The 13964-nt window shown below is 43.9% G+C and carries 12 protein-coding genes; 7 read left to right on the forward strand and 5 right to left on the reverse strand.

Annotated features, from left to right (window positions below; all coding sequences use genetic code 11):
* Nucleotides 1–130: 130 nt before the first annotated feature.
* Nucleotides 131–3175 carry a ComEC/Rec2 family competence protein gene (locus W293_RS0104345; RefSeq protein WP_025651286.1) on the reverse strand — a complete coding sequence of 1015 codons (3045 nt, stop codon included), beginning with the start codon at nt 3173–3175 and terminating at the stop codon, nt 131–133.
* A 474-nt stretch (nt 3176–3649) separates the two neighbouring features.
* Here W293_RS0104345 and W293_RS0104350 point away from each other — a divergent pair, with 474 nt between their 5' ends.
* A complete protein-coding gene (locus W293_RS0104350; RefSeq protein ID WP_025651287.1) occupies nt 3650–4225 on the forward strand; it encodes a DUF2062 domain-containing protein in 576 nt (191 codons plus the stop codon).
* 34 nt (nt 4226–4259) lie between these two features.
* Here the strand turns inward: W293_RS0104350 and W293_RS0104355 are convergent, their stop codons facing one another.
* The 3 genes from W293_RS0104355 to W293_RS0104365 form a co-directional block, all read right to left on the reverse strand.
* Entirely contained in the window at nt 4260–4568 is a 309-nt protein-coding gene (locus W293_RS0104355; protein ID WP_025651288.1) for a hypothetical protein, read from the reverse strand.
* A gap of 268 nt (nt 4569–4836) precedes the next feature.
* The gene (lolD, locus tag W293_RS0104360) at nt 4837–5517 is read right to left on the reverse strand and encodes a lipoprotein-releasing ABC transporter ATP-binding protein LolD (RefSeq protein WP_025651289.1); all 681 of its coding nucleotides are present in this window, start codon (nt 5515–5517) and stop codon (nt 4837–4839) included.
* Nucleotides 5518–5666: 149 nt separating this feature from the next.
* Entirely contained in the window at nt 5667–6902 is a 1236-nt protein-coding gene (locus W293_RS0104365; protein WP_025651290.1) for a lipoprotein-releasing ABC transporter permease subunit, read from the reverse strand.
* A gap of 448 nt (nt 6903–7350) precedes the next feature.
* On the opposite strand from W293_RS0104365, the gene W293_RS0104375 reads away from it, so the two are divergent.
* A complete protein-coding gene (locus W293_RS0104375) occupies nt 7351–8331 on the forward strand; it encodes a hypothetical protein (protein WP_025651292.1) in 981 nt (326 codons plus the stop codon).
* Between the two features lie 209 nt (nt 8332–8540).
* Here the strand turns inward: W293_RS0104375 and W293_RS0104380 are convergent, their stop codons facing one another.
* Nucleotides 8541–8930: an SCP2 sterol-binding domain-containing protein gene (locus tag W293_RS0104380; RefSeq protein ID WP_025651293.1), complete on the reverse strand. Its 390-nt coding sequence runs from the start codon at nt 8928–8930 to the stop codon at nt 8541–8543.
* Between the two features lie 869 nt (nt 8931–9799).
* Between W293_RS0104380 and ccoN the strand changes: the two genes are divergently transcribed.
* The 5 genes from ccoN to W293_RS16945 all read left to right on the forward strand — a co-directional run.
* Complete coding sequence (gene ccoN / locus W293_RS0104385; protein ID WP_025651294.1) at nt 9800–11278, forward strand: cytochrome-c oxidase, cbb3-type subunit I; 1479 nt, start codon at nt 9800–9802, stop codon at nt 11276–11278.
* A 9-nt stretch (nt 11279–11287) separates the two neighbouring features.
* Nucleotides 11288–11926 (forward strand): cytochrome-c oxidase, cbb3-type subunit II, encoded by a 639-nt coding sequence (gene ccoO / locus W293_RS0104390; RefSeq protein WP_025651295.1) that lies wholly within the window; start codon nt 11288–11290, stop codon nt 11924–11926.
* Nucleotides 11926–12108 carry a CcoQ/FixQ family Cbb3-type cytochrome c oxidase assembly chaperone gene (locus W293_RS0104395; RefSeq protein ID WP_010199605.1) on the forward strand — a complete coding sequence of 61 codons (183 nt, stop codon included), beginning with the start codon at nt 11926–11928 and terminating at the stop codon, nt 12106–12108. The genes ccoO and W293_RS0104395 overlap by 1 nt, the downstream gene beginning before the upstream one ends.
* Nucleotides 12105–13244: a cytochrome-c oxidase, cbb3-type subunit III gene (ccoP, locus tag W293_RS0104400; protein WP_025651296.1), complete on the forward strand. Its 1140-nt coding sequence runs from the start codon at nt 12105–12107 to the stop codon at nt 13242–13244. Before W293_RS0104395 ends, ccoP begins: the two co-directional genes overlap by 4 nt.
* Nucleotides 13245–13563: 319 nt before the next feature.
* On the forward strand, nt 13564–13964 hold a 401-nt coding region (locus tag W293_RS16945), incomplete at its 3' end, for a helix-turn-helix domain-containing protein (RefSeq protein ID WP_025651298.1).

Genomic DNA, 13964 nt, shown 5'->3' on the forward strand with positions numbered 1-13964 from the left:
ATCAAATTTTCTCACTGTCTCGGTCATCTATATTAATAGGTTACTAAGTATGGTGCCATTTTGGTTGTGGTTCAATAGTGTAACCGTGAAATATCACCTTATTATAACGCTGCTAGGATGAGGACAATTTTTATGGAGTGGTCTCAAAAGCTAATGCTGCTTCTAAGGCGTTATTATCATAGGTTATTGCTTCACTTATTTGCTGACGGCTGATGACCTCCGTCGTTATTTGCGAGGTACTGTGTCCAAGCCAAGTAACATGACTGTCGGTTCTATTATCCTCAAACGACTCAGCTTGGCAGATCAATGCCCACAGTTGCCAAAGACGCTTATGAGTATCCGCATTAACAATAATACGTGATGGCAGTGACTGATCTTGCGCAGTAAGGTGTTGATTGTCTGTTTGCGTACTTTTTGATATAGAAGGTATTGCCTTTATCATTTGCGCGCTAGCAAGCGGTGAATTTAGGGGATCGGCTGCATTATACTGCCGTATATTAATAGGTAACTTGCTATCAATGACAAGCGTGCATTCCCACACACTGGCATCGTCTATCTCACTCCAGCCCGTGATAGCCTCTAATGATAAAGCGCCGTTGGCGAGCTGCCATGAGTCACCTTGCTCACAGCCTTTCGGGCTGATATACGTTTTGTTAGTGATCTGAGCTGAATCATCAGCTTGGCTTGCTTTTCTATAAAACTTCTCTCGATCGAACCATCGATTACTGCGCCCTGCCTGCCAATACTGGCTAATCGGTAGGCGTTGACTTATTTGAGCAACCGTCATCGGCAACAGCTCAGAGGCATTAGGTTTAAATGTATTGCTTGCCTCATGAGTCGTGAGCGTATCCGTCAGTCCTGTACTGGCTGTCTGCACTATGAGCCCTTCTAAACGTTTAATCGATAAGGTGCGCAACTGCTGTTCTAGTGTTGCGGACAGCTTCTCTGCCGTCAAATTACTTGGCATGGTACGCGTAGCATTAGGCCTATGGTCTGCCAAAAATAACCAACTCACGCTATCCTTTGCTGACTGCGCCTTATTATACTTGCCTCCAATGCCCCCAACCTCATTCATTATAGGATATTGCAGCACAGCAGCGCTTATATAGCGATCTCCAGTGGGCAAGACATATAAAGTTGGTGACGTAGATAATGACTGCTGGTTGGCATATACCGTCATCATTAATAGCGTTAAAGGCGGTAGTGCCAGCCAACGACTGATAAATCCACGCGGTAATAACCAAGGCAATATTGCCAGCAATACCATCAATAATATCGCCATATTTACTGGCGTATACAACCACGCCTCTGACAGCGCTGGTAATGAAGTCAGCCACCTAATCAAATCATGTAAGCTAGCGACAATGGTACTGACCAGCGCCCAAATACTATCGGCAAGTGCAGGCCATAATAAATAACAAAGCCCTGCTAATAGATTGAGCGGTACGATAACCCAGCCAAATAAACCAATCGCAAATAAATTAATGACCAATCCCCATAGCGAGGCTTTGCCAAACAACAGCAAGGTAATGGGCAGCAGGGCGATAAATAGCCAGCATTGCAGTTTAAAGACCCGCTTGCCTGTGAGCCATGCCTTTCTAAGTAAAATACGGCTATATTTACTATTATCATGAGAGAAAGGTATATCTGATTGCGATAATGCTGAGTTGTTTTGCGCCTGTGAGCCACTATCGTACTTTAGCAAGAGCGCCACAGCGATAAAAGACAGCCAATAACCAGCCTGCCACAGCACATAAGGATCAAGCCATGCCATCAAGACTGCTAGCGCTAACAATACTCGCATCGTACTAATCGGTAGTAAGGTTAATCGTACCAGACCTATCGCCAGTAACATCCATGCGGTTCGCGCTGCCGGCACATCAAAGCCAGTAAATAGCGCATAAATAAAAGCGGCACTGATCATCACCCACCAGCGCACTTGCCAGCGTGGTATGCGACGATATAGGGCTGGATACAGACGATTGAACGATAATACAACTGCTCCTGCCAGCATAATCGCTAAAAACAACACATGAGTGCCAGAGATAGCCAGCAAATGTGAAATACCAGCCAACTGATACAGATCCTTGGTATCACGATTGATCAAGCTGCGATCACCTGTGAGCAAACTTAAAGTGACCGCTTTTGCTTGCTGCGCAGCGGTAGTCTGTCCCGCCCAATCTTGATAAAAATGCTGCCGCAATTGCCAACGCCCTTGGTCAATCCGAGTACGAAAACGCTTAAGATAGGAATGAGAATTAGCGTCCAATGCAGACGACTCATCGAGCGCAAAAGGCAAGGTGCTAGTCGCCACTATATTGGCTACCCCATCGATATGACGACCTCGTAACCAGCGATAACTGTCAAAACCAGAAGGGTTATTGATCGCTTGCTCAGAGGTAGCAAGCGCTGCGAGTGTTAGCGTCATAAATAACTGATCACCCGGCTGCAGCTGGTTTACGTCAATCATCTGCGAGCTTTTAGAGCCGCTTTTTGGATAAGCATTGAGTAGCACGCGGTATTTGATGTCGTTAGCAATGTTTTCAGCTTTTTCGTTCAAATCAGCGCCAGTTAAACTATTATTGCTTAGGCTATTATCAATATTTGCAACATAATCGGCCGCAATGCTATCTAATTCCTGAGCCGTTAGCTCAGAGATCAATGGCGACATATGACTAATGGTAGCGATTTGTCGATAGCCGCTATTGGTGACGTCATCATAGACGCTATCGCTAATACCCTCGATAGTAACCAACGCTTGCACACGTATAGGCTCAATAATTTTTGTTGCTTCTGCCCGCTGGTAACCCATCAAAGCTTGTAATGCACTACCAATCACTAACCCTATTGCCAGTATCATTATCAGCAAATAGTTGATCATTCGAATGGGGAATTTAGAGGGAGAAGAACCGTATGGAGAGGTATTTTGAAAAAAAGAAGGCTGAGAAGAACGGTCTTGAGAAGAAAGCTTATGGAGATTTTCTGAGCTTATAGACAGAGCTTGACGCTGATGGATAGCTATCAAAATAATAGCAACGATGACTAGTAGTAGTGGTAACAATGTAGTGGCGCCGCTCATAGCTACTAACGAGTTGAGTGGCAGCGCCATACTATCTGCGACTGCCAACACCCCCATCATAGCGATAATCACTAAACTGCCAAGTAACCAGTACACCAGCGCTCCTTGCTTGATGAGCTGAACGTTAAAATATGACCAATTTTACTTGAGTGTTGCCAGTCAAAAATGGGCGTGAATCTATATAACTTCACGCTAGCAATAAAGACTGTCATTAGAGCGTGTACTCATGTTGAAAATAGTGATAAAAATGAGATAAATGGTAACAAAACAAGAAAAGTAGCGCGGATAATATCAGGATATTGTCCAGCTATTTAACGCCATTTGGCAAGATTTGGCCATTTTTTAACCCTTTAGTCGCTACCATTCAGATCGAGGCCACGCCCTCGTCCAGCAATAGCATTTATTTTTTTATTACCCTATACTCACGGGACATATTGCAATACTGATTATTCAATACCATTACTTTGTTTTTCTGATACTATTCCTACCCGTATTTTATTCCTAATATCTCTTTATATCAGCCCATCAATGTGATTGAACCAGCGGTTGATAACGATTAAAGGCGATGCTGTGTCCCAAAAACGTCTTAAAAACTTGCTGCCCACACCAGAGAAAATTCTAGAAAGCCGCATTTTAAAATTATTTGCACCGCATTTGGCTGATCCGCGCTTATGGCATTTTAACCGGCACAGCTTAAATAAAGCGGTCTATATCGGCGTGCTCAGTGCATTTTTTCCGCTACCCGGACAGATGTTATTAGCATTAATTGGCTCGCTAATTTTTCGTGCCAATGTCCCTATGGCGCTTGGTTTAACTTGGATTACCAACCCTGTCACTAGCCTACCTATCTTTTACGCTGGTTACTACATCGGTGCCAAAATTCTTGACGTGCCGATGATCAGTTTACGGCTTATTGGCAGAATGATTGCTGACTTTAGCTTATGGGCACTATCTGATGGTGCCAACCCCTTTATCACATATCAAGGCACTGTATCGTTAACCGCATTCTGTGTGGGTATCACTATCCTTGCCGTCATTACTAGCATCGTTTGTGGCTTGGCATTTAAGGCAATTTGGCGTTATAAAACCGTCACCAGCTGGCAAAAACGCCAACACAAACCTATCGACAAGACACCTAAACGCTGATGGATGCTTTCAATACAGCGCTTAGGCATTTTGATCAATCGTCTTCTTTCTCTTTCTCTATTGCCGCAATGACATTGTCTGTAAATCTGCTATCCATCTCAAATATATCGATCACTTGTTCATCTTTGAGCAGCGTATAGCGTTTGCCAGTGGCGCTGTCTTGTGCTTTTAGATCGTAATCAACGCCCGCAAGCGTAATAGCATCAAAAACTGGGGTAAGCAGTTCAATCTGCGCCTGCCTATCAATGGTGTCAAATAGGGTTGGATCCATATAGGGTTTTAATGGTTCATTGCCCTCTTCCGCACTGCCGAAAGCAGCGATTGGATCTTCATCTTCGTTCATTGTATTTATCCTTGTAACGTGAGACAGGACTACTGTCGTCAATGTTATATAAATCGACTACATTAGGGCGTGTCCTCATTTTAAAAATGGTCATGAAAATAAGATAAATTGCCGTCAAACGAGGAAAATAGCGCAAATAATATCGAGATATTAATCAGCTATTTGACAATATTTGGCAAAATTTAGCCATTTTTAGTCCATTTAGATACAAGCGTTTGAATTGAGGACACGCTCTAGGCAAATGGTACGGTTAAACAGTTTCGACGCATTAATACTGTTCCCAATGACCATTACGTAGCAACATTTGGCGATCTGCCAGCGCCGCCAAGTTACGGTCATGGGTCACCATCAATAGTGCTGTTTGCATGGTACTTTGCAGCTCTGATAACAAGCCAAAAACACTTTGTGCATTGTCATAATCCAAGTTGCCTGTTGGCTCATCTGCCAATATGAGCGAGGGTTTGGTGACGAGGGCACGGGCAATGGCCACGCGTTGACGCTCACCGCCTGACAGCTCGCCTGGCCTGTGCGCCAAACGATGCTCCAGACCAACGCTTTTTAGGATGGCAATCGCTTGGTCTCTTGCCTCAGTCGTCGATACTTTAGGGCGCAGCAGCAGTGGCATCGCGACGTTTTCAATCGCTGTAAACTCTGCTAACAGATGATGAAATTGATAAATAAACCCTAGGTGCTTGTTACGCATCGCCCCGCGTTCAGTCTCATTCATGCTGTTTAACAACTGACCATGCAGCCAGACTTCACCACTGGTTGGCGTATCCAATCCGCCCAGCAAGTGTAGCAAGGTGCTTTTTCCTGAGCCACTGGTGCCAACGATAGCGATGCGCTCGCCAGCATTGACGGTCAAATCCAAGCCTGTCAATACTTGGGTACTAACCGCGCCTTCATCATATATCTTATTGATATTGGTCGCCTTTAAAATGGCAGACATAGCACTTCCTTTATTTTATTGATACCGATATTCATGATTTTTTAATTTGGCTAACACTTATCACCTGCAGCATAGTTGCTTAAAACGAGGCTATTCTCACTTTAATGGCTTCTCATTTTAATGATAACTACGCCTCGCTTGAGTATCAATTACTCATAACGCAACGTTTGCGCAGGTTGAATTTTAGCCGCTCGGCGCGCTGGATAAATAGTGGCCAAAAAGCTCAATACAAATGACGCACCAGTGATCAATATCACATCCGTTAAGCGCAGCTGTGATGGTAGATAATTAACGAAGTAAGCATCGAAGAGATTGAGACCGAAGGCTTGATTAATGAAGCCTAAGATATCGCTCACTGTCAACGCAAATATCACACCCAAAATCGTACCTGCAATCGTACCAATAAAGCCGATGACCACGCCTTGTACCATAAAGACCTGTGTAATCAGACGAGGAGATGCCCCAAAAGTCTTTAGAATCGCAATATCAGCTTTTTTATCGGTGACCAGCATGACCAGACTTGAGACAATATTAAATGCTGCCACTAGGATGATTAAGAACAGTAGCAACCCGACCATGGCTTTTTCCATTTGGATCGCCCCAAATAGATTGCCGTGCGTTTGCGTCCAGTCATTCGGATAGAGGCGATCAGGAGCAATCGCAGCCGCTTTTTGGGCAGCAATGGGCGCGGTAAAGATATCGTTTAGCTTCATACGGATACCTTGAGCGCCATCGGGGAGGCGGAGCAACTTACCGGCATCACTCATCGGGATAAAGGCCATGAGGCTGTCCACTTCTGGGCTGATACTGAAAATACCCGTCAAGGTAAAACGCTTAAAGCGCGGTATCACACCAGCCGGTGATGGCGATGCTTCTGGCAACACCAAAGTCACCTTATCACCGATGCTCAAGCCCAACGATTGCACCATCTCTTCACCCAGCACAATACTGAAATCACCCGCTTGTAGAGTATCGATACTGCCTTCAGTCATGTGATCGTTAATGATCGAGACGTTTTTTTCGTACTGAGGATCGACACCAGTGACCATGATACCTGCCACTTGACCATTCGAGGTCAGCATGCCTTGCAGCTGAATAAAGGGCGCGACGGCAGCGACTTCTGGATCTTCTTTAATACGATCAGCCAATTGCTCCCAATCACCAATCACCTCGGTTGAGATAACGGTTGCTTGCGGCACCATGCCCAAAATACGGGTCTTTAACTCACGGTCAAAACCATTCATCACCGACAAAACCGTAATCAATACGGCAACCCCAAGGGTCAAACCTATCATCGAGATCAGCGATATAAAGGAGATAAAGCCATTACTACGCTCTGCTCGGGTGTATCGTAAGCCGATAAATAACGCTAAAGGACGAAACATATTCAAACTCTTTATCTTATCTACGTGCGACTTTTATATGCGCCAAAACGAGCAGCGACAAACGCCCTATAGAGTGCGCCTGCCATACCAACATATAAATTGAACACAAAAATAGGGTTTAAAACAGGCCAAATTTGGCCATCAAAAGGGAGCTAGTTTGACACAATTTGGCGGATATGTGCCAGTCATTAGCAAAAACTGCGCGTATTTTTTGCCAAAAAACCGGGTTTTGTTATTATTTTTTATGAGGGGCTTGCTATTACTTGCGTCTATACCTATATATTGTATGCTAAGGACAATTGTCAATAACCCCTCCTTGTTGTTTGCTGACCCTATACTGCCGACATTGCTAGCTATCTTAGACCAATGATTATAAATATTGGATGCTAGATGAGCAATGTCAGCGTTAGGTCCAAACCTCATCGCTGACTTAAGTTTGAGTATTTTCATGACCATTAATTATCAATATAAAAACATCCAATCTCCTACCAAAATCACCTTATCTGACGAGCAAGCTGCCGGTCATGCCGATCATTGGCGTATTTTAACCGATGATATGAGTCATGATGTGCCAGAGTGGCTGCAAAAGATGATCGAAAAGGCGGCCATGCCGAAAGGTCTCAACCCCAACGTCAGCGCCAAAGACAGTTGCTTGTTGCTATCTGAAGACCAACCTTGCCACATCAACCAAGTGCTGGCGATGAAAGACGGTAAGCCCGAATGCTTTATCAACGCCTATCCATGTGTCGACAGTCCTTATGGGCTACATTGCAAAATCGAGCGTATCATTGCCAACGACAACTCACACGACGCAGTACTGCGTTTGCGCACGGCTGACGGCAGTATTATTTATGCCTTTGACCAGCTTTATACCGCCAACCGTCATTTGTATCAACGCGATACGTCTTACTTCGTGAATTTTAGTGCTTGGGCACATGAAATCAAGCTAAGCGAGCAGCACGAAGTTATTATGGTAGAAGATCAAGAAGCCATTCGCTACCATCGTGCCTTTAACGATATCGTCGCCGCCAATGATGGTCAAATACCGGATGATCTACAAGAGCAAATCAAAGAGTGGAAGCCTGAGACCAAAGAACAAATGGCGCCAGTCGAGATTAACCTAGGTCATATGTGTGCTTATTTGTTCGGTGATACTCTGGGACAAGAAGACGAGGCATGGTGCCAAGGTCAAGTACTTGGCAAGCAAGAAACCCTCTTTAATGGCAAGCCCATTATCTTGTTTGATGTGGTAATACTACGTGAACAAGACGCCGATCCATTCGTGGTGCGTATTGGTGCGCTCAATACGACAGAGACTGCTTCTATTAACGTACATGACTATGTACAAGCGAATGTCTGGCTACAGGCAGCGATGTATAAAGAAAACCAAAAGTCACAAGATGCGACGGCGGCATCAAAAGCCAGCTAAACATTCAAGAAACTTAAGTCGTTTAATTAATTTAAATAGTCTAAGTAAGCAGCATCGCTAGGCATTCATTGCGACAATTACTTCTTCTTACTCATATTATCATTCGTAAAAAAGCTCCTAATATAAAATTAGGAGCTTTTTTGTGCTTTGCTTAGACAATATCGATAAAAAAAATCAATTGAAAAAGTGAAAGATATAGACTTAAGCCGTTAAGCCATCGTCGTCATAGATTTGACACGTTTGTACAATTCTTTTTGCTCAGCACTTGGACGTGCCGTTTGTACCGCCATCAATTGTGACATATCGCCTTCAACGCGAATTTTACCACTCATAAATGCGCCCATGATTTCGTTGGTATCAAAGTCGGTAATGATTGATTGCAAGATACTACGGTCAAGCAATAATGTGGTGGTCGCATTATCATTTAAGCCGCGATGCAATAGGCCATCAGCAAAGTTGGCTTCGATATCTCCATCGGTGTCAGACACTTTTAGGTTGATAACCATATTAGCCAGCGCGGGTGGCAAATTTAGCTCACCAGCTTCGCTACCTAACTTCTCAACGTCATCAAACCATGCATCTGTCAAAAAAACTGCCATATTATTGTCCTTAATGAATAGGGTGCTAGGCTAACCGTATCAATTACTGCTTACTGCCGCCCAATCGTATTCAAATGATTAAAATCGTTATTGTGTCATCGTTATTATAACAATGCGTAGGAAACTACTGTCGATACTTTTCAATCTCATTATAAGGGGCGATTTACCGATAAGTAAAACCTATTTATAAGGCTAATGTTGCCATTGTTACAAAAACTTCTCTATATTTTGTACTTATACCCTATGATTCATAGGATTCTGCCCTCTAGAATAGTCTTAAAATTGGGTATAAAATAGGCTGATAGCGTAGCAATAATAAGTTGCCTACGCAGATTTTTACCAAAGAGTTTGTATTTTGCCGCATAGTTCTGATGATATTTAATTAGGATTGCGTTACAATACCCTTAAACAGAGTCGGGAGTTTTAACTAAACATTACGTTAACCTGTTTTTTTGTCAGCCACCGCTAGCATACATCAATGGTCCATGCTGTTTTACGACCAGATGGATATCAGTGTCTATCTTCGTTATTGCTGTTGTTTTCAGTAATAATTAAGATAAATCCTTAATATCACTAGATGTTTGATGCTTCTATACGGTGTCACTCCTTATTTACCTTAACGAGTTATTAACAATCCTACTATCAACTGGCTGTAAGCGCTGCATGTTCCTAGCGCTACCCTCTTCCTCTTTGCATCAACTGATACTGAGTGGAAGCTTAGCTTGATAGTTAATAACCTTAAGATAATAATTGAGTCAAGAGACAGCATGTACCGCGATGACTATCTGCCTGCACCAGTATGGTTGCTGCAGATAATGCGGAGAGTTAGTTAATTCTGTTGATAATTCGGGCTGTAAAGGAATCATCCAATGAGTTTACAAAACACAGCAGTCGCCCCAGTTGACCGTGAGTATGAAATTACCATCGTAAGATTTTTTACGATAATGGCCGTGGTATGGGGCATCGTCGGCATGAGCCTTGGCGTGTTCATTGCTTCACAGTTGGCATGGCCAGCGCTTAACTTTGACATCCCATGGCTGACATTTAGTCGTTTAAGACCGCTACATACCAATGCAGTGATTTTTGCTTTCGGTGGCTCTGCCCTGTTCGCAACGTCTTACTATATTGTTCAGCGCACCTGTAAGACAAGGCTATTTGCCCCTTATTTGGCTTGGTTTACCTTTTGGGGTTGGCAAGCGGTTATCGTCTCTGCCGTTATCACCCTTCCTCTAGGCTTGACCTCGACTAAGGAATACGCTGAGCTTGAGTGGCCAATCGATATTTTGATTGCTCTGGTATGGATATCTTATGCCATTGTTTTCTTCGGGACACTCATCAAACGCAAAACCTCACATATTTATGTGGCCAACTGGTTCTTTGCCGCTTTTATTATTACGATTGCATTACTACATATCGTAAACAGCATGGCGATTCCGGTTAGCGCGTTCAAATCTTATTCGCTATTTGGCGGTGCAACTGATGCGATGGTGCAATGGTGGTACGGACATAACGCGGTAGGTTTTTACTTGACGGCAGCCTTCCTTGGGATGATGTATTACTTCGTTCCAGTACAGATTGGTCGTCCTATTTATTCGTATCGTTTGTCTATCGTTCACTTTTGGGCATTGATTGCATCTTATATGTGGGCTGGTGGTCACCATTTGCATTATTCAGCGCTTCCTGATTGGACGCAGTCATTAGCAATGGTATTCTCAATCATCTTATTTGCACCCTCTTGGGGTGGTATGATTAACGGTGTATTGACGCTATCTGGTAGTTGGGATAAGTTACGTACCGATCCAATCATTCGCTTTATGATCGTAGCATTGTCATTCTACGCAATGTCGACGTTCGAAGGCCCAATGATGTCTATTAAAACCGTTAATGCGCTATCGCATAATACGGATTGGACAGTCGGTCACGTACACTCAGGCGCGCTTGGTTGGGTAGGTATGATTACCATTGGTTCGCTATATGTACTATTACCACGTATTTATAACAAACCAAAAATGTACTCTATCAGCTTAATCACCACCCATTTCTGGCTAGCGACTGCAGGTACTATCTTTTACATCGTATCAATGTGGATCTCAGGTATTGGTCAAGGCATGATGTGGTTGGCTACTAATCCAGATGGTACTTTGGTATACAGCTTCGTTGATACAGTTGAGTTCTCGCATTTCCCATATATCGGGCGTGCTTTTGGTGGATTCTTGTATGTGTCAGGTATGTTTGTGATGGCTTATAACTGCTATAAAACACTCAAGATGCCAGAAGGTAAGCCTGTAGATGTCGCTGATCCAACGGATCATGAACCTAGTGTCGATACCTCGACAGCTAACGTATAAGGAGCGATCATGGCTGGTACACCGCATGAAATTATTGAAAAAAATACAGGCCTGTTGGTCATCGGTATCGTTATTGCGATTAGTTTTGCAACACTCGTTGAAATCGTACCGCTGATTTATGATAACAAGGGTCCAGAAGACGGTGGTGTGAACGCGCCGCTACCTGCTATGGAGCCATGGACTGCGCTTGAATTCGAAGGTCGTGATATTTATATTCGTGAAGGTTGTCACGTTTGTCACACGCAGATGGTTCGCCCACTACGTGCTGAGGTTGAACGTTATGGACCTTATTCACGCGCTGCTGAATCTACGTGGGATCACCCATTCTTATGGGGCTCAAAACGTACTGGACCAGATCTAGCACGTGTTGGTGGACGCTATTCAGAAGACTGGCAAAAGCAGCATCTTATTGCGCCACGTTCATTAGTTCCTGAGTCTGTGATGCCTGGTTTCCCGTGGCTTGCGACCAATGAGGTGAATGGTACAAACGTTCAAACTAAGATGCGTCTATTCCGTGATCGCTTTGGTGTACCTTACACTGAAGAAGATATCGAAGGTGCTCCTGATGCGGTGCTTGGTGCCACTGAGCTTGATGCTTTGGTCGCCTATCTCCAACAGTTGGGTACTGCAATGGAAGGACAGCGCTAATGGGTATTGGTGAATTACAAACAATTGCGACCGTTTCTGCCTTTGTTGCCTTTGTAGGCGTTGCATGGTGGGCGTATTCGCCAAAAAACAAAAAACGCTTCGAAGAAGATGCACAACTTGCGCTTGATGACGAGGATATAAAGTCTCTGTCTGAAGAGCAGCGCAATAAGGATAAACGATGACATTTTTTTGGAGTTCTTGGATCACTGTATTTAGTTTTGCTTGTTGGCTATTTATTCTTGGCGTCCTTTTGATGGTTCTAAAGTACAAGCCAGAAGTAGAAGAAGACGGTACAACAGGCCATGAATACGATGGCATCCGAGAATACGACAAACCCCTGCCCAAGTGGTGGTTAGTGATATTTTTTGGCTCAATCGTCTGGGGCATCGCTTACTGGGTGTTTTTCCCAGCCATGTTCCCTAAGCATTGGGACGGTATTACCACAGTAGAAGTCGATGGCGAAACGGTACCTTGGACCTCGCACAATGAGCTAAACAGTGAACTTGAACAGAACAACAAAGTATTTACGGATAACTTTGAAAAAAGTATTTTGGTTAAAGCAAACGCTGCCGGAGCTGCTCAAACGCTAGGTACACTCAATGATTTGCAAGCAACAATGCGCCGTAGTGAAACACCACCTGCAGATTTGCAAACGCAGATCGATGGAAAAATTGCAGAGCTTGCGCCTTATGTTGAAAAGCTCTCTGAAAACCCAAATGCGTTGAAAGTTGGTAGCCGTTTGTTCTTACAGAACTGCTCGGTATGCCATGGTTCTAATGCGAAAGGTGCAACGGGTTATCCGAACTTGACTGATAACGACTGGCTGTACGGTGGTGAAGCACAAAACATCTTGACGACGCTACACAATGGCCGCGTTGGTGGTATGCCAGCATGGCGCGATCAGATCGGTGAAGATGGCGTGCGTGCAGCGTCAGAGTATGTACTATCACTATCTGCTAACAACGGTAGCAAAGATAACGGCAAGCTCGATCAAACTTTGGTCGCTCAAGGCAGTGCAATCTTTCAGCAAAATTGTGCCTTGTGCCATGATAAAGATGGTAAAGGAATGATCTCAGCAGGTGCACCTAACTTGACTGATAATATCTGGCTGTATGGCGGCGATCGCGAAACGGTACGAAATACACTACGTTATGGTCGTGCTGGTGTTATGCCGCAGTGGGAAACCAAGCTAGGTAATGAGCGTATCATGCTACTTGCTGCTTATATTTACTCTTTATCAGACAAGCCCGCTAAAGCCGCTCAAGCGCTACCAGTTACTGCTACTGCGCCGAACGAAGCAGCAGCTACTGTTAACTAAGATTGATTTAGTCATTCTTGATACGATAAATGGATAAGATAGAAAAAAGGGAGGACTGTTATTGCAGTTCTCCCTTTTGTTTGGCTGTTGTGCTAAAGGTGTTGAGTTAATGACCTCATTATCCTTGTCATGATATTCGCTTTATTTGGCCAATGACTTGCACTTGCACCTCTATGCCGACCAGTTTATTTTATATCACTACATGACATTTATTATTCCCTAGATTCAAATAAGAAGTGCAACGTTTTAAAAGAATGAGTTGAAGAGTAAGATGTGCCGTGTTGCATTTCAAACTTCAACTCCTACATATCAGAACGTTATGAAACACTATACACATCTTACCCAAGAGCAAAGATATCAAATATCAGCGCTATTGCAAGCTAAAAAGAGTCTCAGTGAAATAGCTAGAATTATTGGCTGTCATAAATCAACGGTGAGTCGAGAGATAAAGCGAAACATAGGACAAAGGGGTTATCGCCCCAAACAAGCCCATCGATTGGCAAACGCGCGCAAAGTTGTGAATAGCTCACAGATCAGCCGCTTTGGCTGGTGCTATATTGATCATCTACTCAGCAAGCACTACTCACCTGAGCAAATCACAGGGCGACTGAGAATGCTGGGTTGGCAAGAGGTCCCAAGCCATGAATCGATATATCAACACATCTATACTGACAAAAAGGCAGGGGGTAACTTACATAGCGCCCTTAGATGTCAAAAGCG

Source organism: Psychrobacter sp. TB67, from assembly GCF_000511065.1.
Classification (GTDB): Bacteria; Pseudomonadota; Gammaproteobacteria; order Pseudomonadales; family Moraxellaceae; genus Psychrobacter; species Psychrobacter okhotskensis.

Excerpts from the sequence above, each read along its gene's own strand:
- W293_RS0104355 (WP_025651288.1), bottom strand. The coding sequence starts at position 4,568 with ATGAACGAAGATGAAGATCCAATCGCTGCTTTCGGCAGTGCGGAAGAG.
- lolD (WP_025651289.1), bottom strand. The coding sequence starts at position 5,517 with ATGTCTGCCATTTTAAAGGCGACCAATATCAATAAGATATATGATGAA.
- W293_RS0104365 (WP_025651290.1), bottom strand. The coding sequence starts at position 6,902 with ATGTTTCGTCCTTTAGCGTTATTTATCGGCTTACGATACACCCGAGCA.
- W293_RS0104375 (WP_025651292.1), top strand. The coding sequence starts at position 7,351 with ATGACCATTAATTATCAATATAAAAACATCCAATCTCCTACCAAAATC.
- W293_RS0104380 (WP_025651293.1), bottom strand. The coding sequence starts at position 8,930 with ATGGCAGTTTTTTTGACAGATGCATGGTTTGATGACGTTGAGAAGTTA.
- ccoN (WP_025651294.1), top strand. The coding sequence starts at position 9,800 with ATGAGTTTACAAAACACAGCAGTCGCCCCAGTTGACCGTGAGTATGAA.
- ccoO (WP_025651295.1), top strand. The coding sequence starts at position 11,288 with ATGGCTGGTACACCGCATGAAATTATTGAAAAAAATACAGGCCTGTTG.
- W293_RS0104395 (WP_010199605.1), top strand. The coding sequence starts at position 11,926 with ATGGGTATTGGTGAATTACAAACAATTGCGACCGTTTCTGCCTTTGTT.
- ccoP (WP_025651296.1), top strand. The coding sequence starts at position 12,105 with ATGACATTTTTTTGGAGTTCTTGGATCACTGTATTTAGTTTTGCTTGT.